The sequence below is a fragment of the Hydrogenophaga sp. genome (assembly GCF_030656115.1).
GTDB lineage: Bacteria > Pseudomonadota > Gammaproteobacteria > Burkholderiales > Burkholderiaceae_C > Hydrogenophaga.
In genome coordinates, this window is sequence record NZ_JAUSOO010000179.1 from 1 (window position 1) to 18,739 (window position 18,739).

Annotated in this window: 27 protein-coding genes and 1 pseudogene; 10 read left to right on the forward strand and 18 right to left on the reverse strand. The window is 61.5% G+C overall.

The genetic code is table 11. The features are described 5' to 3' along the window. Window positions 1-93: 93 nt before the first annotated feature. The 5 genes from Q7J58_RS22150 to Q7J58_RS22170 form a co-directional block, all read right to left on the reverse strand. Window positions 94-624 (reverse strand): F0F1 ATP synthase subunit delta, encoded by a 531-nt coding sequence (locus Q7J58_RS22150; RefSeq protein WP_304832176.1) that lies wholly within the window; start codon window positions 622-624, stop codon window positions 94-96. Window positions 625-671: 47 nt separating this feature from the next. Then, window positions 672-1,142 (reverse strand): F0F1 ATP synthase subunit B, encoded by a 471-nt coding sequence (locus Q7J58_RS22155; RefSeq protein ID WP_304832177.1) that lies wholly within the window; start codon window positions 1,140-1,142, stop codon window positions 672-674. A gap of 133 nt (window positions 1,143-1,275) precedes the next feature. Further along, a complete protein-coding gene (gene atpE / locus Q7J58_RS22160) occupies window positions 1,276-1,521 on the reverse strand; it encodes a F0F1 ATP synthase subunit C (protein ID WP_009519254.1) in 246 nt (81 codons plus the stop codon). 80 nt (window positions 1,522-1,601) lie between these two features. Continuing rightward, the gene (atpB, locus tag Q7J58_RS22165) at window positions 1,602-2,471 is read right to left on the reverse strand and encodes a F0F1 ATP synthase subunit A (protein ID WP_304832184.1); all 870 of its coding nucleotides are present in this window, start codon (window positions 2,469-2,471) and stop codon (window positions 1,602-1,604) included. 26 nt (window positions 2,472-2,497) lie between these two features. Further along, window positions 2,498-3,013, reverse strand: coding sequence for an ATP synthase subunit I (locus Q7J58_RS22170; protein ID WP_304832185.1), 516 nt, complete (start codon window positions 3,011-3,013; stop codon window positions 2,498-2,500). Between the two features lie 132 nt (window positions 3,014-3,145). Between Q7J58_RS22170 and Q7J58_RS22175 the strand changes: the two genes are divergently transcribed. Genes Q7J58_RS22175 through lipA form a run of 4 tightly spaced genes read left to right on the forward strand, consistent with a single transcriptional unit; the run spans window position 3,146 to window position 6,101 of the window. Beyond that, window positions 3,146-4,057, forward strand: a complete 912-nt coding sequence (locus Q7J58_RS22175) for a D-amino acid aminotransferase (protein WP_304832187.1) — start codon at window positions 3,146-3,148, stop codon at window positions 4,055-4,057. Window positions 4,058-4,067: 10 nt separating this feature from the next. Further along, window positions 4,068-4,352: a DUF493 family protein gene (locus Q7J58_RS22180; protein ID WP_304832189.1), complete on the forward strand. Its 285-nt coding sequence runs from the start codon at window positions 4,068-4,070 to the stop codon at window positions 4,350-4,352. Then, a complete protein-coding gene (gene lipB / locus Q7J58_RS22185; protein WP_304832191.1) occupies window positions 4,353-5,045 on the forward strand; it encodes a lipoyl(octanoyl) transferase LipB in 693 nt (230 codons plus the stop codon). Between the two features lie 27 nt (window positions 5,046-5,072). Beyond that, entirely contained in the window at window positions 5,073-6,101 is a 1,029-nt protein-coding gene (gene lipA / locus Q7J58_RS22190) for a lipoyl synthase (RefSeq protein ID WP_304832193.1), read from the forward strand. 21 nt (window positions 6,102-6,122) lie between these two features. Here the strand turns inward: lipA and Q7J58_RS22195 are convergent, their stop codons facing one another. Then, window positions 6,123-6,476: a carboxymuconolactone decarboxylase family protein gene (locus tag Q7J58_RS22195; RefSeq protein WP_304832195.1), complete on the reverse strand. Its 354-nt coding sequence runs from the start codon at window positions 6,474-6,476 to the stop codon at window positions 6,123-6,125. A gap of 106 nt (window positions 6,477-6,582) precedes the next feature. On the opposite strand from Q7J58_RS22195, the gene Q7J58_RS22200 reads away from it, so the two are divergent. Then, the gene (locus Q7J58_RS22200) at window positions 6,583-7,422 is read left to right on the forward strand and encodes a DMT family transporter (RefSeq protein ID WP_304832196.1); all 840 of its coding nucleotides are present in this window, start codon (window positions 6,583-6,585) and stop codon (window positions 7,420-7,422) included. A 17-nt stretch (window positions 7,423-7,439) separates the two neighbouring features. Here the strand turns inward: Q7J58_RS22200 and Q7J58_RS22205 are convergent, their stop codons facing one another. The 6 genes from Q7J58_RS22205 to Q7J58_RS22230 all read right to left on the reverse strand — a co-directional run bounded on the left by Q7J58_RS22205 (window position 7,440) and on the right by Q7J58_RS22230 (window position 12,320). Further along, window positions 7,440-7,835: a VOC family protein gene (locus Q7J58_RS22205; RefSeq protein ID WP_304832198.1), complete on the reverse strand. Its 396-nt coding sequence runs from the start codon at window positions 7,833-7,835 to the stop codon at window positions 7,440-7,442. 14 nt (window positions 7,836-7,849) lie between these two features. Beyond that, window positions 7,850-9,601: a phosphoenolpyruvate--protein phosphotransferase gene (gene ptsP, locus Q7J58_RS22210; protein WP_304832200.1), complete on the reverse strand. Its 1,752-nt coding sequence runs from the start codon at window positions 9,599-9,601 to the stop codon at window positions 7,850-7,852. 94 nt (window positions 9,602-9,695) lie between these two features. After that, the gene (locus Q7J58_RS22215) at window positions 9,696-9,965 is read right to left on the reverse strand and encodes an HPr family phosphocarrier protein (RefSeq protein WP_304832202.1); all 270 of its coding nucleotides are present in this window, start codon (window positions 9,963-9,965) and stop codon (window positions 9,696-9,698) included. Beyond that, a complete protein-coding gene (locus Q7J58_RS22220) occupies window positions 9,934-10,380 on the reverse strand; it encodes a PTS fructose transporter subunit IIA (protein ID WP_304832204.1) in 447 nt (148 codons plus the stop codon). Before Q7J58_RS22220 ends, Q7J58_RS22215 begins: the two co-directional genes overlap by 32 nt. An 18-nt stretch (window positions 10,381-10,398) precedes the next feature. Then, window positions 10,399-11,637 (reverse strand): MFS transporter, encoded by a 1,239-nt coding sequence (locus Q7J58_RS22225; RefSeq protein WP_304832206.1) that lies wholly within the window; start codon window positions 11,635-11,637, stop codon window positions 10,399-10,401. 110 nt (window positions 11,638-11,747) lie between these two features. Further along, window positions 11,748-12,320 carry a hypothetical protein gene (locus Q7J58_RS22230; protein ID WP_304832208.1) on the reverse strand — a complete coding sequence of 191 codons (573 nt, stop codon included), beginning with the start codon at window positions 12,318-12,320 and terminating at the stop codon, window positions 11,748-11,750. Between the two features lie 70 nt (window positions 12,321-12,390). On the opposite strand from Q7J58_RS22230, the gene Q7J58_RS22235 reads away from it, so the two are divergent. Both Q7J58_RS22235 and Q7J58_RS22240 read left to right on the forward strand, forming a co-directional pair. Beyond that, window positions 12,391-13,656, forward strand: a complete 1,266-nt coding sequence (locus Q7J58_RS22235; protein ID WP_304832210.1) for a CaiB/BaiF CoA-transferase family protein — start codon at window positions 12,391-12,393, stop codon at window positions 13,654-13,656. A gap of 43 nt (window positions 13,657-13,699) precedes the next feature. Further along, the gene (locus Q7J58_RS22240) at window positions 13,700-14,137 is read left to right on the forward strand and encodes a hypothetical protein (RefSeq protein WP_304832212.1); all 438 of its coding nucleotides are present in this window, start codon (window positions 13,700-13,702) and stop codon (window positions 14,135-14,137) included. 40 nt (window positions 14,138-14,177) lie between these two features. On the opposite strand, the gene Q7J58_RS22245 is transcribed toward Q7J58_RS22240, so the two are convergent. Further along, a complete protein-coding gene (locus tag Q7J58_RS22245; protein WP_304832214.1) occupies window positions 14,178-14,882 on the reverse strand; it encodes a DUF4197 domain-containing protein in 705 nt (234 codons plus the stop codon). A 78-nt stretch (window positions 14,883-14,960) separates the two neighbouring features. Between Q7J58_RS22245 and Q7J58_RS22250 the strand changes: the two genes are divergently transcribed. Beyond that, a complete protein-coding gene (locus Q7J58_RS22250; RefSeq protein WP_304832215.1) occupies window positions 14,961-15,485 on the forward strand; it encodes a TlpA disulfide reductase family protein in 525 nt (174 codons plus the stop codon). 84 nt (window positions 15,486-15,569) lie between these two features. Here Q7J58_RS22250 and Q7J58_RS22255 read toward each other — a convergent pair whose 3' ends face one another. After that, window positions 15,570-16,022: a cytochrome c gene (locus tag Q7J58_RS22255; RefSeq protein ID WP_304832217.1), complete on the reverse strand. Its 453-nt coding sequence runs from the start codon at window positions 16,020-16,022 to the stop codon at window positions 15,570-15,572. A gap of 161 nt (window positions 16,023-16,183) precedes the next feature. On the opposite strand from Q7J58_RS22255, the gene Q7J58_RS22260 reads away from it, so the two are divergent. Next, window positions 16,184-16,858, forward strand: a complete 675-nt coding sequence (locus Q7J58_RS22260) for a cytochrome b/b6 domain-containing protein (protein ID WP_304832218.1) — start codon at window positions 16,184-16,186, stop codon at window positions 16,856-16,858. Window positions 16,859-16,945: 87 nt separating this feature from the next. Continuing rightward, window positions 16,946-17,443 carry an N-acetyltransferase gene (locus tag Q7J58_RS22265; RefSeq protein WP_304832220.1) on the forward strand — a complete coding sequence of 166 codons (498 nt, stop codon included), beginning with the start codon at window positions 16,946-16,948 and terminating at the stop codon, window positions 17,441-17,443. Between the two features lie 65 nt (window positions 17,444-17,508). Here Q7J58_RS22265 and Q7J58_RS22270 read toward each other — a convergent pair whose 3' ends face one another. The 4 genes and pseudogenes from Q7J58_RS22270 to rplP form a co-directional block, all read right to left on the reverse strand. Then, window positions 17,509-18,021 (reverse strand): peroxiredoxin, encoded by a 513-nt coding sequence (locus Q7J58_RS22270; protein WP_304832222.1) that lies wholly within the window; start codon window positions 18,019-18,021, stop codon window positions 17,509-17,511. A gap of 131 nt (window positions 18,022-18,152) precedes the next feature. Next, a complete protein-coding gene (gene rpsQ / locus Q7J58_RS22275; RefSeq protein ID WP_304832224.1) occupies window positions 18,153-18,422 on the reverse strand; it encodes a 30S ribosomal protein S17 in 270 nt (89 codons plus the stop codon). Window positions 18,423-18,433: 11 nt separating this feature from the next. Continuing rightward, window positions 18,434-18,637 carry a 50S ribosomal protein L29 gene (gene rpmC / locus Q7J58_RS22280; protein WP_304832226.1) on the reverse strand — a complete coding sequence of 68 codons (204 nt, stop codon included), beginning with the start codon at window positions 18,635-18,637 and terminating at the stop codon, window positions 18,434-18,436. A gap of 17 nt (window positions 18,638-18,654) precedes the next feature. After that, window positions 18,655-18,739 (reverse strand): annotated as a pseudogene (gene rplP / locus Q7J58_RS22285) (50S ribosomal protein L16); the annotation flags it as partial.

Genomic DNA, 18,739 nt, shown 5'->3' on the forward strand with positions numbered 1-18,739 from the left:
CTTGATCAGTTCAGAGATTTCGGCGGGATTGAGTTGCATGACTCTTTCCTTCTTTCGTTAAATGTGATGCAGGCGCGCCCGGGGATCGAGCCGTCAGGCCGTCAGGGCAATTTTCATTTGTTCCAGGCGGGCTTTGATCGAGGTGTCAAACACCTCGTCACCCACCACAACGCGAATGCCACCGATCAGTTCGGGCTGCAACTCAACCTGGAGGTTGAGCTTGCGGCCAAAGCGTTTTTCGAGCACACCCGACAAGTCGACCAGCGCTGCGCTGTCCAGATCAAAAGCGCTGTGAACCACCGCGTCAAACGTACCCTGTTGCGCATTTTTCAGAACGCGGAACTGGGCAGCAATTTCGGGTAGTGCAGCGATACGACCGTTATCGATCACCGTGCGCAGAAAATTGGCGCCCATCTCGGGCAGGTTGCTTTTCAGCACGCCAGCGATGAGGTCAAACACCTGGGCAGGCGACGATTTGGGGCTGTCCGCAAACTGACGCAACTGATCATTTGAGGCCACAGCGGCCAGCTCGTCGAGCCAGACCGCGGTTGTGGCTGTGTCGGCTTTGGCAGCCTGGAACAGCGCTTCCGCGTAAGGGCGGGCAATGGTGGCAATTTCGGCCATGGTTTACCTTTGGATGCCTCTAGACGATACCGACTGGTTGCGGCGGATCAGAGCTCGGCCTTCAGACGACCCAGCAACTCAGCATGAACACTGGCGTTGACTTCGCGCTTGAGGATTTGCTCGGCGCCCTTGACAGCCAGCGCAGCCACTTCTTCTCGCAGAGCTTCGCGGGCCTTGACGACCTGCTGCTCGGCTTCTTGACGGGCTGCAGCGACGATCTTCGAAGCTTCGTCGGTGGCCCGACCTTTGGCTTCTTCGATCAAGGTTTGCGCACGGCGCTCGGCATCGGCCAGGCGGGTAGCAGATTCGTTGCGCGATTTGCTCAACTCTTCTTCCACCCGTTTGTTGGCGCCAGCCAATTCGGTCTTGGCTTTTTCGGAAGCAGCCAGACCTTCGGAAATCTTCAACGCACGCTCATCGAGTGCCTTGGCGATCGGGGGCCACACGAATTTCATCGTGAAGAGCACCAGGATCGCAAAAACGATGGCCTGCGCAAAGAGGGTTGCATTGATATTCATCGCAACGCCTTTCTGTGTGTTGACAAGAGTGGTGACGCACTTGCTGCCGCGCAGCGTCGGATGCTGTACCGAAGAAGGTCAAGAGACCCTGCAAACGACACACCGCCGACGCTGCACAAGGCAGCAAACCCAATTACAGCGTGAAGGGGTTGGCGAAAGCGAACAACAGAGCGATAGCCACGCCGATCAGGAAAGCGGCGTCGATCAGACCGGCCAAGATGAACATCTTGGTCTGCAGGTCGTTCATCAGCTCGGGTTGACGGGCTGACGATTCCAGAAATTTGCCGCCCATCAGCGCAATGCCGATGGATGCGCCAATGGCGCCCAGACCAACGATAAGACCGCAAGCCAGTGCGACAAGACCCAGAACGTTTTCCATGATGACTCCTATGAGATGAACGAAAGTTGAAAAAGAAACAAACGAGAGAGAAAACCCAGAGCGCGACCGTTCAGTGCGCTTTAGTGAGCGTCATGCGCCTGCCCGAGATAAATCAGGGCCAGCATCATGAAAATGAACGCCTGCAAGGTGATGACCAAGATATGGAACAAGGTCCACACCGTGCCAGCGATCACGTGTCCGACGAAGAAGAGTCCACCGCCGAGCGACAAGGCACCATAGGCACCGAGCAACGCGATCAGCATGAACACCAGCTCACCAGCGAACATGTTGCCAAACAACCGCATACCGTGGGAAACCGTTTTCGCCACGAACTCGATCATCTGCATCAGGAAGTTGACAATGCCCAACAGCACTGCCCAGAAGGGGTTTTTGCTCGTTCCAAACGGAGCCGACACCAGTTCGTGCGCCCAGCCACCCAGACCTTTGATCTTGATGTTGTAGAACAGACACATCAACAGCACCGAGACAGACAGACCCAACGTGGTGGAGAGGTCGGCCGTAGGCACCACGCGCAAGTAGTCCTTGAAGCCCAGAGCGGGACCCGCAGAATGCCACATCATCGGCAACAGATCCACAGGAATCATGTCCATGAAGTTCATCATGAAGATCCAGACGAATACGGTAAGCGCCAACGGCGCAACCAGCTTGCGGCTGTTGGCATTGTGAATCACGGCCTTGGCCTGACTGTCCACCATTTCAACCAGCATTTCCACGGCAGCCTGGAAGCGACCAGGAACACCCGCAGTGGCTTTGCGCGCAGCGAGCCACAAGACAAAGCACACCAGCAAACCCAACAGCGAACTCACGACCACGGAGTCGATATTGATCACAGAGAAGTCCACGATGGACTCCTGTTTTTTATTGGTCAGGTGAACCAAATGATGGCGAATGTATTCACCGGGGGTTAGAGCGTTACCGTCAGCTGCCATGTTCGTTTCACCGATCTGTCGGAAATTTAACCGTTTTCGTTAGAGCGACCGGCCTGGATCCAAAGACCCAACCAGTACACCTTGAGCACCACCACCAAGCCCGCCAACAGGCCAAGCCAATTCAACTCGGGGACCACCGTCGGGGCCAGCCACAGCATGGCAACCACCAACAGAACCTTGACCCCTTCCCACAGCAGAAAGCCAGCAAACGCAGCCTGCGCAAAGCCCGAGGTGAGTCGAGCCAAAGCACTTGAGGTCAGACCGTAAGCCATGAGAGCCGAAGGAATCACCACCGAAGCCGCGCCGTACAGAACCGACCAACCCACCGAGACCGACTGCATCAGCAACCAACCCAGCAAACCCGTCGCGACCCCCGCCAGCAACTGCACCCCCACCAGGCGCCAGACAGAAAAAACCGGCTGACTTGCCCGCCACTGCCGCGCTTCTTCGCGCGTCAATGGCTTGAATTCGGGGTCTTGCGCCCCATCTTCCCATTCGTCTTGCTGTGTCGCCTTCGACTCAACCGGTGGCATTGTCGTCATGGCAAATTACAAGCAGGTTACAAACGCGAGAAGCCCCGCAGAGCCACTCATTATACGTAGAAACCCCATGAGGCCGTCAAGCCTCTTGGGGATCATTCTTGTGCGGGCAGGTGCCCGCCGATAATCTACACCATGAACCCAATGGCCCAGGGCGCTGCGCCCATCCTTCCAGACTCCCTTTGTTACCTGAACGGTGACTACAGCCCCTTGTGCGATGCCAAGGTCAGCGTGCTTGACCGCGGCTTCATTTTTGGCGACGGCGTGTACGAGGTGCTGCCAGCCTACAACGGGCACATTTTCCGGTTTGAGCAGCACCTGGCCCGCCTCGACCGCTCGCTGGCCGAGCTGCGCATTCCCAACCCACTCGCAAAAGAGGAGTGGCTCCAGGTTGCCAGGCGGTTGATTCAAGACCTGGTGACCACCACCGCTGCACCCAACCAGCTGATTTACATCCAGGTGACCCGCGGCGTGGCCCCGCGCGATCACGTGATGATTCCGGGCTTGAAGCCCACGGTGTTTGTGATGTGTGGCGAGATGAAGCTGGCCAGCGCAGCGCAGCGCGCAGAGGGCGTGGCGTGCGTCACCGCCGCCGATTTCCGCTGGGAAAAGGCCCATATCAAAAGCACCAGTCTGCTGGGCGCTGTGTTTGCTCGCCAGATCAGCGCAGACGCTGGCGCGCTGGAGACGGTGATGTTTCGCGGCGACTTTTTGAGCGAAGCGGCCGCCAGCAACGTCTGGGTGGTCAAAAACGGCGTGGTCATGGGGCCGCCCAAAGACAACCTGGTGCTGGAAGGCATTCGATTCAACCTGATTGAAGATATTTGCCGCGAGCAAGGCATCCCTTTCGAATTGCGCCGCATCACCCGTGCCGAAGTGCTGGACGCCGACGAGCTCATGCTGTCTTCGGCCACCAAAGAGGTGCTGCCCGTGACCATTTTGGACGGTGTGCCGGTGGGGCACGGTGCTTCGCGCGGCCTGCCAGGCCCCGTGTACCAGCGCCTGTACGCGGGGTACCAGACGGCGAAGGCCAGCCAGTCCATTTGAGGAGTGCCGCATGAACATGCCCCCCGAGATCCCGCCCGAGCAATCGCTGATCGTTTACCCGTGCCACTTTCCCATCAAGGTCATGGGCGCCAACGCCGAGGGATTTTTGCTGGCCATGACGCATGTGGCGCGCGCATTCGACCCCGGCTTCGATGAAACCACGGTGGAACAGCGCCCGAGCAAGGCCGGCAACTACCTGGGTCTCACCTTGTCGGTGCACGTCACCAGCCGCGAGCAGCTCGATGAGCTGTACCGCACGCTGACCACGCACCCCATGGTCAAGATCGTTCTCTGAATGCAGCCACGCTTTCTGGGCCGGGTGGACTACGCCCCCACCTATGAGGCCATGCAGGCCTTCACGGTGGCGCGCACGGCCGATACACCCGACGAACTCTGGGTGTGCGAACACCCGCCCGTATTTACACAGGGGCTGGCTGGCCGCGAAGACCACTTGCTGGCGCCTGGCGACATTCCGGTGGTGAAAACCAACCGAGGTGGCCAGGTGACCTACCACGGGCCGGGCCAGGTGGTGGTTTACCCGTTGATCGACCTGCAACGCGCCGGGTACTTCGTCAAAGAGTACGTCTACCGCATTGAAGAGGCCGTCATCCGCACACTGGCGCATTTCGGCGTGACCGGACACCGCGTGGCCCATGCGCCGGGCATTTACGTGCGGCTGGACGCCCCAAGCAGCCACGCCCTGCTGGCCCAGCGACCCCAAAAGAAAGTGCCCGGTGCGTTGGCTGCAGACCCCGATTTCACCGGGCTGGGCAAAATCGCGGCGCTGGGCATCAAGGTCAGCCGCCACTGCACCTACCACGGTGTGGCCCTGAACGTGGCGATGAACCTGCAACCCTTCTGGCGCATCAACCCCTGTGGTTATGCAGGCCTGCAGACGGTGGACCTTTCTACAATCGGGATTGCCGTTTCATGGGATGAGGCGGCGCAGGTTTTGAGCCAAAAACTCCAGGCCACCCTTTCGCCCTGACTCAACCGCGCGATCTGCGCCCACGCCATGACCAGCCCCGACACCCCTACGGCCGCCACCTCCAGCTCGGCCAACACCGTGCGCGACGCCCAGTCCACCGCCACCTATGACGCCACAGCCAAGCAAAAAAGCCAGGCCAAAACGGCGCGCATCCCGATCAAGATCGTGCCGGCGGAGGTGCTGAAAAAGCCCGAGTGGATCCGCGTCAAGGCGGGTTCACCGAGCACCCGCTTCTACGAGATCAAGGACGTGCTGCGCGCCAACAAGCTGGTCACGGTGTGCGAAGAAGCCAGTTGCCCGAACATCGGTGAGTGTTTCGGCAAGGGCACGGCCACCTTCATGATCATGGGCGACAAGTGCACGCGCCGCTGCCCGTTCTGCGACGTGGGCCACGGCCGACCCGACCCGCTGGACGTGAACGAGCCGGAAAACCTGGCCAAGACCATTGCCCAGCTCAAGCTCAAATACGTGGTGATCACCAGCGTGGACCGTGACGATCTGCGCGACGGTGGCGCGGGACATTTTGTGGAGTGCATCCACAAGACGCGCGAACTCTCACCCGGCACACAGATCGAGGTGCTGGTGCCCGACTTCCGGGGCCGAGACGACCGAGCGCTGGAGATTCTGAAAGCCGCACCGCCTGACGTGATGAACCACAACCTGGAAACCGCACCGCGCCTGTACAAGGAAGCACGCCCAGGTTCGGACTACGCGTTCAGCCTGAACCTGCTCAAGAAGTTCAAGGCGCTGTTCCCGCACGTGCCCACCAAGAGCGGGCTGATGGTCGGCCTGGGTGAAACAGATGAGGAAATCTTGGACGTGATGCGCGACATGCGCGCGCATGGCATCAACATGCTGACCATCGGCCAGTACCTCGCACCCAGCGGCCACCACCTGCCGGTGCGCCGCTACGTGCACCCCGACACCTTCAAGATGTTTGAGGCTGAAGCCTACAAGATGGGCTTCACCCACGCCGCTGTGGGCGCCATGGTGCGCAGCAGTTACCACGCCGATGCGCAAGCCCACAACGCGCTGAACCCAACACCCAACGCTTGAAGCGCCCGGTTCAGGAGGTTTTCAGCCCTTGTTGGGTTGCATTTTCTCCCAGGCCGTGATGGCCTCGGCAGCGTACATGAGCGCGGGACCACCCCCCATGTACACGCAGACCGCCAGCATTTCCTCCAACTCAGGGCGGGTACATTCCAGGCGGTGCAGCGCCTTCACATGAAAGCCGATGCAGCCCGAGCAGCGCTGCGTGACGCCAATGGCCAGCGCAATCAACTCCTTTTGCTTGGCGCTGAGCGCCCCGTCGGTGATGGCAGCGCGCGCCAACTGCCCAAACCCCGCCATGGCTTCGGGCTGCGCCTTGCGAAACGGGGCCAAACTGTCGTTGATGTCTTGGATCAGACCGCTGTGGTCGAAGGTGCTCATGTTGTGTCCTTTGCAATTTAAAAATACCCATTGGAGTATCTGAGATGGTGGTGTTTTCCGGCTTTGTTTTGGATCAACCCACGGTGCAAAACAAAGGAGCCCGCTCATGAGCGCCAACCTGCTGGCGCTGGGTGCTATCGCGTTGTGGGCATCGCTGGCAGCGTTGGGCGTCGCCTTGTCGCACGTGCCGCCGTTTTTGCTGACCGGGCTGGCCTTGCTGGTGGGCAGCGTGATCGCCCTGCCGCTGTCGCGCTTCGACGTTCACCAATGGCGTGTACCGCCCTCCACGCTGGCCATTGGCGTCTATGGTCTGTTTGGATTTCACTTTTTGCTGTTCATTGCGCTGCGCCATGCGCCACCGGTACAGGCCAACCTGGTGAACTATCTCTGGCCGCTGGGCATTGTGGTGATGGCGCCACTGTTTCTGCCCGACACATCGCTCACGGTGCGGCATGTGCTGGCCGCCCTGCTGGGCTTCGCTGGCGCGGCGCTGGCCATTCTGGGTGGTCGCGGTGGCGGCGCCGACGCGGTGTGGGCCTGGGGCTACATTCCGGCGCTGGGGTCGGCGTTCATCTGGGCCAGCTACTCGCTGCTGACCAAACGGGTGCGCGCCTTTCCCACCGCCGCCATTGGCAGCTTTGCGCTGGTCTCTGGGCTGCTGTCTTTGCTGTGCCACGTCTGGCTGGAGCCTGCCACGGCCCTGTCTGCCCGCGACTGGGGGCTGATCGTGCTGATGGGCCTGGGGCCGCTGGGCGGTGCGTTTTTTCTCTGGGACGCAGCACTCAAGCGCGGCGACGCGCGGCAGATCGGGGTGCTGAGCTTCCTGACGCCGCTGCTTTCCACACTCACGTTGCTGTGGGTGCGCGGTGAGCCGCCCAGCCTGTCGGTGGCGTTGGCGGCGGTGATGATCATCGGCGCTGCGGTGCTGGCCACGCGAGCGCGCTGATCGCTTCCAGCGGGGGATCAAGCCGAAGCGGCAGCCTCATACAGTTCCAGCGGCAAGCCATCCGGGTCAGCGAAAAAGACGAACCGCCGTCCGGTGTATTCGTCCATCCGAACCGCTTCCACCGCCACGCCCTGAGCCTCCAGTTCGCGCTTGCACTGTGCGACGTCCTGCACCTCAAACGCCAGATGCCGCAGGCCTTGCGCTTCGGGATACGAAGGCCGGGGCGGAGCCTCCGGAAATGAAAATAGCTCAATTTGCGAACCGTCGGGCAGTGCCAGATCAAGTTTCCAGCTCTGGCGCGCTGCACGATAGTGTTCGGCCAGAACAGTAAGGCCCAACACGGCGGTGTAGAAATGCTTGGACTTGGCGTAGTCCGAGCCAATGATGGCAGCGTGGTGTATGCGCAACAGCATCGTTCTGGGTGGCGTCAATCGGCCATCAGTGCCGCAGGGTCTTCGGCCACCAGCACGCTCTGCGCCCAGGTGGCGAGCTTGGCCGTGTCGCAGCGCAAGATTTGCTGCTTGACCGCCAATATCTGCGACGGGTGCATGGAAAAACTGCGCAGGCCCAAGCCGAGCAACAGCCGTGTCATGGCCACGTCGCCTGCCATTTCACCGCACACGCTCACGCCCTTGCCCTGCGCCCGCGCCTGCGCGATGGTGCTGGCCAACAGCTGCAGCACGGCCGGATGCACCGGGTCGTAGAGGTGCGAGACGGCTTCATCGGCTCGGTCAATGGCCAGCGTGTACTGGATCAGGTCGTTGGTGCCGATGGACAGAAAGTCGAAATGCCGCAGAAACAGCGGAATGGTGAGCGCGGCGGCCGGAACTTCGATCATGGCGCCCAAGCGTACCGCGCCGTACGCTTGGGCGCGCGCGTCGAGCTGCTCGCGCGCGCGCTGCACCAACGCCAGCGTCTGGCGAATTTCGCTCGCATGCGCCAGCATGGGCACCAGCAGGTTGACGGCCCCACAGGCTGCGGCACGCAAAATAGCCCGCAGCTGTACCAGAAACATGGCCGGGTCGGCCAGACTCCAGCGAATGGCGCGCAAACCCAGCGCCGGGTTCAGGTGGTCGTCGCCCGAGCGCGAAGCACCACGGTCCAGGGGCTTGTCGGCGCCCACATCCACCGTGCGGACGGTGACAGGCAGACCCTGCATACCCTCCACCGCACGGCGGTAGGCCAGGTACTGCTCCTCTTCGTCGGGCAACTTGCCGTTGCGGCCCATGAACAAAAATTCGGTACGGAACAGGCCCACGCCCACCGCGCTGGCCTTGAGCGCTGCTGCGGCGTCCTCGGGTTGCTCAATGTTGGCCAGCAGCTCGATCTTCTGGCCGTCCAGCGTCACGGCGGGTGTATTTTTCAGCCGCGCCAGGCGTTCGCGCTCTACCTCGCCCTGTCGTTGCTTGAAGCCATATTCGGCCAACAGCACCGGCGAGGGGTCAATCACCACCACACCGGCATCGCCGTCTATGACGACCCAGTCATCTTGCGCGATCAACTGGCTGGCCGAGCGTGCGCCGACCACCGCCGGAATGTCCATGCTGCGTGCGACGATGGCGGTGTGGCTGGTCTTGCCACCCACGTCGGTCACAAAACCGGCGAACACACTTTGCTTGAACTGCAACATGTCGGCAGGCGAGAGATCGTGGGCAATCAGCACCAGAGGCACTTCGTTGCCGCTGCCCTGCGCCCCAGGCTGCACGCTTGCCGCCACGGGCGACACCATGCCACGCATGACCCGCAACATGCGCTCGACCACCTGCTCCAGGTCGGCCTTGCGCTCGCGCAGGTAGGGATCTTCCATTTCGTCGAACTGGCGCGCGATCACCTCCAGCTGACTGGTAAGCGCCCACTCGGCGTTGTAGTGGCGCTCGACAATCCAGTGCTTGACACCGCTGGTGAGCTGCTCATCCTGCAGCAGCATCAGATGCACGTCCAGCAGCGCCGTGAGTTCGGGGTGCGCGTCGTTGGAACCCTGGGCGTCCAGACTCTGCTGCACCCGCTCAATTTCATCCACCACCGCATTGCGCGCGCTGCGCAGACGCTCAATTTCGGCATTCACCTGCTCGGTGGTGACGAAATAGTGCGCCACGTCCAGTCGGCTGGACGCCACGATCACGGCGCGCCCAATGGCAATGCCACGGGACACTGCCTGACCGTGAACGGAAAAGCTCATGCCCCCCCCCAGCCGATGGGTTCGGAGTCAGCGGTCAGCAGCGCGGCGCAGCCCCGGGCCCCAACCGCAGCCAGACACATGCAGGCGGACACCATCACTCCCCCTCGCCAAACTTGTCGTTGATCAAGGTGACGATGGCGTCCATCGCCTGCTGCTCGTCGGGACCGTTGGTCTCGATTTCAACCTGGCTGCCCAGGCCGGCCGCCAGCATCATCACGCCCATGATGCTCTTGGCGTTGATGCGGCGCTCGCCGCGCGACATCCAGACCTCGCAGCGGTGGCTGCCCGCGAGTTTGGTGAGTTTGGCCGAGGCGCGTGCGTGCAGCCCGAGCTTATTGCTGATGGTCACGGTGGTCTTGATCATGGGTGGCTCGTCTGGCCTGATTTTGGGGAGCGGTCACAGCCACCTGAATCACGCCCTGCGTGGCGCCAATCATGGCGCGCGAGATCAGCGCGTCCAGCGACTCGTGGCGGTACGACACGGTGCGCAGCAACATCGGCAGGTTCACGCCGGTGATCAGTTTGGAGCGTACGCCGTCCACCAGCTTTTGCGCCACATTGCAGGGGGTGGCGCCGAAAACATCGGTCACCACCAGGGTGTTGGGCTGGCCCAGCTGGCGCATCAAGGCGCGCGCCTGGGCCAACGATTCTTCGGGCGGCACGTTGGGTTGAACATCCAGGGCAGACACCGCCTCGGCGCTGTCTGGGAACACGTGCAGCACGCATTGGCGCAAGGCCGAAGCCAGCGGTGCGTGGGCAATGATGAGGATGCCGTTCATGGCGCCAGTTTAGCCTTGTTACAAATCGGTGTTGCACACACGCGAACGGACGTAAGGGCGCAGAAAGCCCAGGTAGGCCAGCACACAACACAGCAGGAAGACACCCATGGCAGCGCGGTAGCGGTCGGGTTCGCTCCAGCCCAGCACGCTGAAGGCGTCAATGGCCAGGCCAATGCCCCATTGCACCGCAAACACGCCGGAGAAGATGGCCAGGTTGTAGGCCGACAAGGCACGGCCTGCGGCCTCAGCCGGCAAAGCCAGCGCCACCGCCGGCTGAGACAGCGCCACAAACGTGCTGCAGACACAAAACAACGCCCACAGCGGCCAGCCGGCACCCGCACCCTGCAGCACAATGGCCGCCAGCACGACCAGGCTCACCGGCAGGCCCCAGGCAATCAGGCGCTCGGCACTCCATCCACGCTGCACCAACCGAGGGTTTACGAAGCCCCACAACCAGAAAGCACACAGCATGGACAGGTTGATACCAAACAAACCCGCCGCCGACTGCTGCGGCGTGTAGCCAGCCACCTTCACCATCCAAGGCCCGGCCCAGAGCGTTTGCACCGCCACCATGCCGCCGTAGTTGACGAAACCAATGGGCAGCATCTGGCGAAAATACGGGTGGCGCCAGATGAGACCGTAGCCCGGCGGCGTGCCGATTGCGCCCTGCAACAGCGGTGCCGCCCGGCGCCACGGTGGCACCGCTGCGGCAATGCCCAGCATGGACAGCACGATCAGCGCCGCCAGCGCCCAAAACAAACCGCGCCAGCCCATCAGCGGCATCAGCCATTGCACGGGCAATGTGGCGGCCACCATGCCGAGCGAGCCCGTCATCAGCATCCAGGAGTTGGCGCGCATCTGTGCGGCCGGCGCCAGCCAGCGGCGGTAGCCGGTCAGCGGCGCCATGAGGCAGGCGCTCACGCCCATGCCGGTCAACACCCGCGCCGCCAGCAAACCCGAAAAGTTGGTGGCCAGAGCAAAGGCCATGCAGCCCAGCACCGCCAGGCTCAAAAAGGCCAGGATCACCCGGCGCGGGCCGTGGCGGTCCAACCAGTTGCCCATCGGCAGTTGGGTGAGCGCAAAGCCAAAGAAATAGCCGCCCGCCAACAAGCCGAGGTCGCTGGCGTTGAGGGAGAGTTCCACGCTCAGGGTGGGCGACATGGTGGCAGTGATGGCGCGCACCAGCGTCGAAAAAAAATACGCCAGTGCGAACGACAAAAATACGGTCACCGCTGCACGCAGACCCAGTTGGTCCACCGAAGCGTTTGCGCTCGGTGTGGATGTACCGAACAGCACTGGAAGTTGGCGTTCAGGTCCAGGGCGGGTCAATGCGTTGGCTGCATCTGTCAAACGGCACTCGGGACCCCTCATGGCAACCGCAGTCCATCAAAAAAAGTGCTCTTTTCGGCTTCTGGCATACGGCTGCCGTACACCGCCGCCTGGTAAATCTGGTTCCCCCGGGAAAAATGCACCGCGTGCATCTGCACCGGGCGGTTGTCGTGGGTCGTGCCCTGGGCCATCAGACCCTGCGCCGCGTCCGCCCCTGGCACCTTGGCAACCCACTGGGTTTGCGGGTCCAGCGCCAAAGCCGGGGCCAGCCGAATGGCCGCCAGCGCCGCGCCGCGCCACTGGGCCAGCGCCTCGGGTGCGCGGGCCGCATTGGGCAGTTCGGCCCATGCCACGGCAAAGGTCAAGCCGCCGGTATCGCAGCTGTGCATGTGCAAAGTGGTGGGTGTGCCGCCCAGCGGCACCGGGCGCGCGGCGCTTTCGGGCTTGCACGGCATGAGCGCCAGCAGAGGCGTGCCTTCGCTGCGCCATTCACGCCAGTTGAAGGTGGGGCTGCAGGCCGACGCAGCCCACGCGAGCAGCAATAAAGGCAACAGCCAGCGAGACAGCGTGCGGCCGGCGCACGACGCGCCAGCGCGGTTGAAGAGCAACATGGATTTCCAGCAAAGGGGCGGCCGCGTGTGTGCGACAACCGAACCGAGCCGGGTCGCGCACAATGGCGAAATGAACGCTCTGGATGGTATCCGCATACTTGATTTGTCGCGCGTGCTCGCCGGCCCCTGGTGCACGCAAACCCTGGCCGACCTGGGGGCCGATGTGGTGAAGGTGGAACGCCCGCCGGGCCCCAACCACCCGGGCGGTGACGACACCCGCGGCTGGGGTCCGCCGTTTCTGCGCGGGCGCGACGGCGCCGACACCGCCGAGGCCGCTTACTACCTCGGCACCAACCGCAACAAGCGCTCCATCACCTGCGACATTGCCCAGCCCGAAGGCCAGGCACTGATACGCGAACTCGCGGCCCAGGCCGACGTGTTCGTGGAAAACTACAAAGTCGGCGACATGGCACGCTATGGGCTGGACTTCGCTTCGCTCCATGCCATCAACCCGCGCCTGGTGTACTGCTCCATCACCGGCTTTGGCCAAACCGGCCCCTACAAAGACCGCGCCGGCTACGACTACGCCATCCAGGGCATGGGCGGCCTGATGAGCGTGACCGGCGAACGCGACGACCTGCCGGGCGGCGGCCCGCAAAAGGTGGGCGTGGCCGTGGCCGACCTGTTCACCGGGCTTTACGCCACGGTCGCCATTCAGGCGGCGCTGCGCCATGCCGAGCGCACTGGCGAGGGCCAGCATATTGATATGGCGCTGCTGGACACCCAGGTGGCGATGCTCGCCAACCTCGGCGCCAACTACCTGGTGCGCGGCCGTGAAGACGGCAAAGTCCCTGGCCGCGCCGGCAACGCCCACATCAACATCGTGCCGTACCAGGTGTTTGAAGTGGCACCCGATGCGCAAGGTCGCCCGCAGCACATCATCCTCGCGGTGGGCAACGACAGCCAGTTCGCCAAATTTTGTGAAGTGACCGGCCAGCCCGAACTGGCGCTTGACGAACGCTATGCACGCAACCAAAATCGCGTGCGCCACCGCGACACCTTGGTGCCGCTGCTTGAAGCCATCATGAAAACCCGCAGCAAGGCCGACTGGCTGGCCGCTCTGGAGGCCGCCAAGGTACCCGGCGGGCCCATCAACAATCTGGCCGAGGTGTTTGCCGACGAGCACATCTTGTCGCGCGGCATGGTGCAGCGCTGGGAGCACCCCATGGCCGACGTGGTGGATCTGGTGGCCAGCCCGCTCAAGCTCAGCGCCACACCGGTGCGCAACGATCTGCCCCCGCCCTTGCTGGGCCAACACACCGCCGAGGTGTTGCGCGACTGGTTGAATTCTCCCGCCGAACGCTTGTCTGAGCTTCAGCAGCGCGGTATTGTCTGAACGCCCTCAGCCGGGCTACCACCCCATCAGATTCAGCGACACCATGACCACAGCCACACCCGCGCGAGCCACCGGCACCAAGGCCCATGTCGCCCTGCCCAGCCCGTCATCACTGCGTGCAGCAGTACAGGCCGCGGTAGCGCGAGGGGAGCCGCTCGTGGTCATGACAACACTCACCGGTTGCCCGTATTGCGACCTGGTGCGCAACCACTACCTGCTGCCCCTGCGGGCCGAGGGCAAGGTACAGGCCATGCAGATCGATATCCGCGACCGCACCACCAACCTGCAGGGCTTTGCCGGGGAAAACACCACACCCGCCGACCAAGCCCGCGTATGGAAAGCCCGCTTCGCACCCACGGTCCTGTTTCTGGGTCCCAACGGACAGGAACTGGCCGAGCGGCTGGTGGGTGTGGCGGTACCCGACTTCTACGGTGAGTACCTGAATGCGCGCCTGGATGAGGCCCGAGCCAAATTGAAGTAAGCGCCTACCGGCCTTACTTGGGCCGCAACGCTTCAAGAATTCACTTCAAGGCGCCAAATACCTTGCTCAGTATGGCGCTACCAGCGCCCACTGGGTCTTGGCGAATCTTGCGCTCTTCCTCACCAATGATGGTGTACAGGCCATCCAGCGACTTGCTGGTCACATACTGCTGAATATGGGCGTCTTCCTTCTTCACCAGGCCCATGCCTGCCGCTTTGCCCGCGACTTTGTTGTATTGCTCGGCAAGTCCCACTTTTTCGGTCGCCTGCATCACCACCGGCAAAAACTTTTCGCCCAACGGCAGACGTGTTTTTTCGGCAAAGAACTGCGTTACCGAGTTGTCGCCACCGGTCAGAATCTTTTTCGCGTCGGTCACCGACATGCTTTTCACCGCACCCACGAGCAAGTCCTTGCCCATGGGCACCGCAGCCTCGGCGGCGCGGTTCATGCTGGTCACGAGTTCGTCCACCCGCTTGCCCTGACCGGTCATCTTCAGCAGTTTGGCCGCATCTTCCAGGAAACCCGGCAGCGGAATGCGCACCTTGGGGTTGCCCAGAAAACCATCGGGCTTGCCCAACAAGGCCACCGCGGCGAGCGCACCCCGTTCCAGAGCGGTCTTGAGCCCGGTGCTGGCGTCTTTGTCGGTCAGGTCTGCCAGCGTGAGGGCTTGGGCCTGTTGGTGGGCAGCCAGAATCAACAAGGCTGTGGCGCTGGTGAGCGACTGGTTAAACTGGCGACGCTGCATGGTGAACTCCTGAAGATGGACGGAATCAGACACGTTTGCTTGATCTGAGCACTGTATTCCCGGCACTCTCAAACCACAATGACCCAAGAAACACACACACTGGTACCACGGCGCACCCTGCTCTCAGCGGTGGCGGCCCTGGGTTTGGCTTCCACCGTGCTGCTCACGGCGTGCGGCGTCCGTGACGCGGCGCCCGACTCCACCTTTGTGCTGATCGACGGCGCCCAGACCACAACGGCCGACCTTAAAGGCAAAGTGACGCTGGTGAATTTCTGGGCCACGACCTGCGTGTCATGCGTCAAAGAAATGCCAGCTTTGGCGTCAACTTACAACAAATACAAAGACCAAGGCTTTGAAACTGTGGCCGTTGCCATGAGCTACGACCCACCCGCCTGGGTACTGAACTTCGCCCAGACGCGGCAACTGCCATTCAAAGTAGCGCTCGACAACACCGGCGAAATCGCCCGGAGCTGGGGAGACGTCAAACTCACGCCCACCACCTACCTGGTGGACAAGCAAGGGCGCATCGTCAAACGCTATGTGGGTGAACCCGACTTGGCAGCGCTGCACACGCTCATCGAAAAGCTGCTGGCACAAAGCTGAGCGTTCGAAATCCACGTAAAAAGGCTGGCGGGCGCAAGGCCCCAGCCTTTTTGTACGGCAAACAAGGCCTTAGGCGTGAGGCAATCAGTCCTTGCGGTAGGCATCGTGGCACGCTTTGCAGCTTTGGCCTACCGCACCAAAAGCCGTTTTTACCGCGTCTAGGTTGCCGGTCTTGGCCGCCGCAGTGAGCTTCGCAACCTCCGCCTGCATCTTCTCGGCCCCTGCCGTGAATTTCGCTTGTTCGGTCCAGATCTCCGGCTTGGCGCGGGTATCGCCCTTGTCCGTGCCGGGCCCAAAGCCAGCCCATGGCAACTTGCTCATCACTTCCACCAGTGCAGCATTTTCTGCCGCGACAGCAGCGTCAAAGGGAACACGACCGTTGGCCATGGCGCCAAGACGTCCGAAATGCGCACCCATCACGGTGAACGCCGCCTTGCGGTATTTCACGGCGTCTTCAGGTTTCTGAAATTGCGCCATGGCGGGTACAGACACGGCTGCCGCCACCGCAGCGAAAGCGAGTGAAGCAATGATTTTCATGGGATCTCCTGGGCGTGGTGGGTAGACTTCGCGCAGCCAAAGCGGTTGCGCTGGGCAGAGTGTAAAACTTTCGTTAAAGTTCCAAAGGAACAGTTCCGCTGGTTCTGGGCTCCATTTAGGCTCCATCTATCTTCCTGTTCGGCTCAGCCGCCCCATCCAATATGCACACCATTCGTGTCTGGGATCTTCCAACCCGCCTTTTCCACTGGACTCTGGCCTTCTGTGTTGTCGGACTGCTCATCACCGGAAATGTCGGCGGCAACTGGATGAATTGGCACCTTCGTTTTGGGTATGCAGTCCTCGCCCTGCTGCTGTTTCGACTCGTATGGGGCTTCATCGGAGGGCGTTGGTCACGTTTCTCCAGCTTTCTCTATGCACCCGGTACCATCTGGAACTACCTAACGGGTCAAACACGGCCTGAGCACACCGTGGGGCACAACCCGCTGGGTGCGCTTTCGGTGTTTGCACTGCTCGCTGTTTTGCTGGCTCAGGTCGGCAGCGGTCTGATCAGCGACGATGAAATTGCCTTCTTTGGCCCCCTCGTCGCGTTTGTCTCGGGTGAAACCGTGAATCAGGCCACCAGCTATCACAAGAACATTGGCAAATTCATTGTGCTCGGCTTGGTGCTCCTTCACATCGCAGCCATCCTGTTCCACAAGCTGGTAAAAAAAGAAACCTTGGTGCTTCCCATGGTGCTCGGTGACAAGGCCGTCCCTGCTCCCATGCCCAGCACCCGCGACAACTGGCTCACCCGCTGCATCGCCCTGATGGTGTTCTGTCTCTGTGCAGCGGGCGTTTATGTCCTGGTTGGGTTGGGCCAGACGGGCTCGTATTAAGCCGGGGCAATCCGGAGCGCCCCCTTTACAGCCTTATAGTTACAAACCTCATCCTGCACGATGGCCTGTTGGCCCCTTTGCTTGCACATGACCGAGACCGCTTCAACCAACATCATCCTTCGGTGGGCCCATGGCCCTGACGACATCGCGGCTGTGCGGGCCCTTTTTCTGGACTACCAAGCTGATCTGGGCATTGACCTCTGCTTCCAGGGTTTTGCTGCCGAGTTGGACCAACTCCCCGGTGATTACGTAGCACCTCATGGCGCAATTGCGTTGGCGCTGGTTGGCGAGAGTCCCGCTGGCTGCTGTGCATTTCGCCCACTGGAGGGAAGTGATCACCTCAATGCCTGCGAAATGAAGCGGCTCTTCGTGCGCCCGGCCTTCCGCGGTTTCGGCCTCGGCCGCCAATTGGTGGACCTCATTCTTTCAGAGGCACGCCTAGCCGGTTACACCAACATGCTGCTGGACACGTTGACCGACATGGAAGCGGCACGGGCCTTGTACCAAGAGGCCGGTTTTTATGAGGTCGCGCCTTATTACCACAATCCGATAGCGGGTGCCCACTACCTCAAGGTCGAACTCTGACAGGTCCAGTCAAAAAAGCCGCGCTGTTTTCACGGCGCGGCTCTTGTCAGCAAAAGCGCTGAAATTCAGACGCCAGCTTTGGCCTGAGCCAACAGCGTGTCGGCGTCGCTCACTTCAAACTTGCCCGGGCCTTCGATGTTCAGACTTTTCACCACACCGTCCTTGACCAGCATGGAATAGCGGTTGCTGCGCAAGCCCATACCTCGCGCCGTCAAGTCCAGTGTCAAGCCAGTGGCTTTGGCAAAGTCGGCGCTGCCGTCGGCCAGCATGCGGACTTTGTCGCCGGTCTTCTGGTCGCGCGCCCAAGCGCCCATCACAAACGCATCGTTCACGCTCAGGCACCAGATTTCATCGACGCCAGCCGCTTTGAACGCGTCGGCTTGTTCCACAAAGCCGGGCACGTGCTTGGCAGAGCAGGTTGGCGTAAAAGCGCCCGGCAGCGCAAACACGGCAATGGTTTTTCCCGCAGAGGCGACCTGAACGTCAACCGGGTTGGGGCCTACGCTGCAGCCATTGCCCTCGACTTCAATGTATTCCATCAACGTTGCGGCCGGAATTTTTTCGCCAATCTGAATCATGCTGTGCTCCTCATGGTTGTGGACCCGCAGGTCTCAAAAAATGGCCCCAAGAGAATGGGGCCCAGAAAGTAAAAAAGCGACCGAAGTATCGGTCGCTTTTCAGATTTGCGCTGCGAGCAGCACAAACAGGCTTACACCAGAGCGGCTTTTTGCACCAGGCGGCTGACCACCCAGTTTTTCGTCTTGGAGAGCGGACGGCTTTCGGTGATCTCGATCACATCGCCCGTCTTGTATTCGCCGTTTTCGTCGTGCGCGTGGTACTTGCTCGACTTCGCAACGATCTTGTCGTAAAGCGGGTGCTTCACGCGACGCTCAACCAACACCGTTACGGTCTTGGCACGCTTGTCACTAACGACCTTGCCAACCAAGGTGCGCTTGAGGGATGTTTTAGCTTCCGTCATGGGTTCGCTCCTTATTTGGCAGCCGCAGCGCGCTGCTTCTCACCAAGAATGGTCTTGGCACGGGCAATCGCGCGACGGGTGTTGCCCAGCGTGGCGTTGTTGTTGAGTTGTTGCGTGGCTTTTTGCATGCGCAAGCCGAAGTGGGCTTTTTGCAGCGATTTCACTTCGGCTTCGAGGCCGGCCACATCTTTCTGGCGCAGTTCAGTAGTTTTCATATGCATGTTCTCCTGAATCACTGACCCAGCAAGCGCGTCACAAACGTGGTGCGCAACGGAAGTTTGGCGGCGGCCAGCGAGAATGCTTCACGTGCCAGCTGC

Excerpts from the sequence above, each read along its gene's own strand:
- Q7J58_RS22150 (WP_304832176.1), bottom strand. The coding sequence starts at position 624 with ATGGCCGAAATTGCCACCATTGCCCGCCCTTACGCGGAAGCGCTGTTC.
- Q7J58_RS22155 (WP_304832177.1), bottom strand. The coding sequence starts at position 1,142 with ATGAATATCAATGCAACCCTCTTTGCGCAGGCCATCGTTTTTGCGATC.
- atpE (WP_009519254.1), bottom strand. The coding sequence starts at position 1,521 with ATGGAAAACGTTCTGGGTCTTGTCGCACTGGCTTGCGGTCTTATCGTT.
- atpB (WP_304832184.1), bottom strand. The coding sequence starts at position 2,471 with ATGGCAGCTGACGGTAACGCTCTAACCCCCGGTGAATACATTCGCCAT.
- Q7J58_RS22170 (WP_304832185.1), bottom strand. The coding sequence starts at position 3,013 with ATGACGACAATGCCACCGGTTGAGTCGAAGGCGACACAGCAAGACGAA.
- Q7J58_RS22175 (WP_304832187.1), top strand. The coding sequence starts at position 3,146 with ATGAACCCAATGGCCCAGGGCGCTGCGCCCATCCTTCCAGACTCCCTT.
- Q7J58_RS22180 (WP_304832189.1), top strand. The coding sequence starts at position 4,068 with ATGAACATGCCCCCCGAGATCCCGCCCGAGCAATCGCTGATCGTTTAC.
- lipB (WP_304832191.1), top strand. The coding sequence starts at position 4,353 with ATGCAGCCACGCTTTCTGGGCCGGGTGGACTACGCCCCCACCTATGAG.
- lipA (WP_304832193.1), top strand. The coding sequence starts at position 5,073 with ATGACCAGCCCCGACACCCCTACGGCCGCCACCTCCAGCTCGGCCAAC.
- Q7J58_RS22195 (WP_304832195.1), bottom strand. The coding sequence starts at position 6,476 with ATGAGCACCTTCGACCACAGCGGTCTGATCCAAGACATCAACGACAGT.
- Q7J58_RS22200 (WP_304832196.1), top strand. The coding sequence starts at position 6,583 with ATGAGCGCCAACCTGCTGGCGCTGGGTGCTATCGCGTTGTGGGCATCG.
- Q7J58_RS22205 (WP_304832198.1), bottom strand. The coding sequence starts at position 7,835 with ATGCTGTTGCGCATACACCACGCTGCCATCATTGGCTCGGACTACGCC.
- ptsP (WP_304832200.1), bottom strand. The coding sequence starts at position 9,601 with ATGAGCTTTTCCGTTCACGGTCAGGCAGTGTCCCGTGGCATTGCCATT.
- Q7J58_RS22215 (WP_304832202.1), bottom strand. The coding sequence starts at position 9,965 with ATGATCAAGACCACCGTGACCATCAGCAATAAGCTCGGGCTGCACGCA.
- Q7J58_RS22220 (WP_304832204.1), bottom strand. The coding sequence starts at position 10,380 with ATGAACGGCATCCTCATCATTGCCCACGCACCGCTGGCTTCGGCCTTG.
- Q7J58_RS22230 (WP_304832208.1), bottom strand. The coding sequence starts at position 12,320 with ATGTTGCTCTTCAACCGCGCTGGCGCGTCGTGCGCCGGCCGCACGCTG.
- Q7J58_RS22235 (WP_304832210.1), top strand. The coding sequence starts at position 12,391 with ATGAACGCTCTGGATGGTATCCGCATACTTGATTTGTCGCGCGTGCTC.
- Q7J58_RS22240 (WP_304832212.1), top strand. The coding sequence starts at position 13,700 with ATGACCACAGCCACACCCGCGCGAGCCACCGGCACCAAGGCCCATGTC.
- Q7J58_RS22245 (WP_304832214.1), bottom strand. The coding sequence starts at position 14,882 with ATGCAGCGTCGCCAGTTTAACCAGTCGCTCACCAGCGCCACAGCCTTG.
- Q7J58_RS22250 (WP_304832215.1), top strand. The coding sequence starts at position 14,961 with ATGACCCAAGAAACACACACACTGGTACCACGGCGCACCCTGCTCTCA.
- Q7J58_RS22255 (WP_304832217.1), bottom strand. The coding sequence starts at position 16,022 with ATGAAAATCATTGCTTCACTCGCTTTCGCTGCGGTGGCGGCAGCCGTG.
- Q7J58_RS22260 (WP_304832218.1), top strand. The coding sequence starts at position 16,184 with ATGCACACCATTCGTGTCTGGGATCTTCCAACCCGCCTTTTCCACTGG.
- Q7J58_RS22265 (WP_304832220.1), top strand. The coding sequence starts at position 16,946 with ATGACCGAGACCGCTTCAACCAACATCATCCTTCGGTGGGCCCATGGC.
- Q7J58_RS22270 (WP_304832222.1), bottom strand. The coding sequence starts at position 18,021 with ATGATTCAGATTGGCGAAAAAATTCCGGCCGCAACGTTGATGGAATAC.
- rpsQ (WP_304832224.1), bottom strand. The coding sequence starts at position 18,422 with ATGACGGAAGCTAAAACATCCCTCAAGCGCACCTTGGTTGGCAAGGTC.
- rpmC (WP_304832226.1), bottom strand. The coding sequence starts at position 18,637 with ATGAAAACTACTGAACTGCGCCAGAAAGATGTGGCCGGCCTCGAAGCC.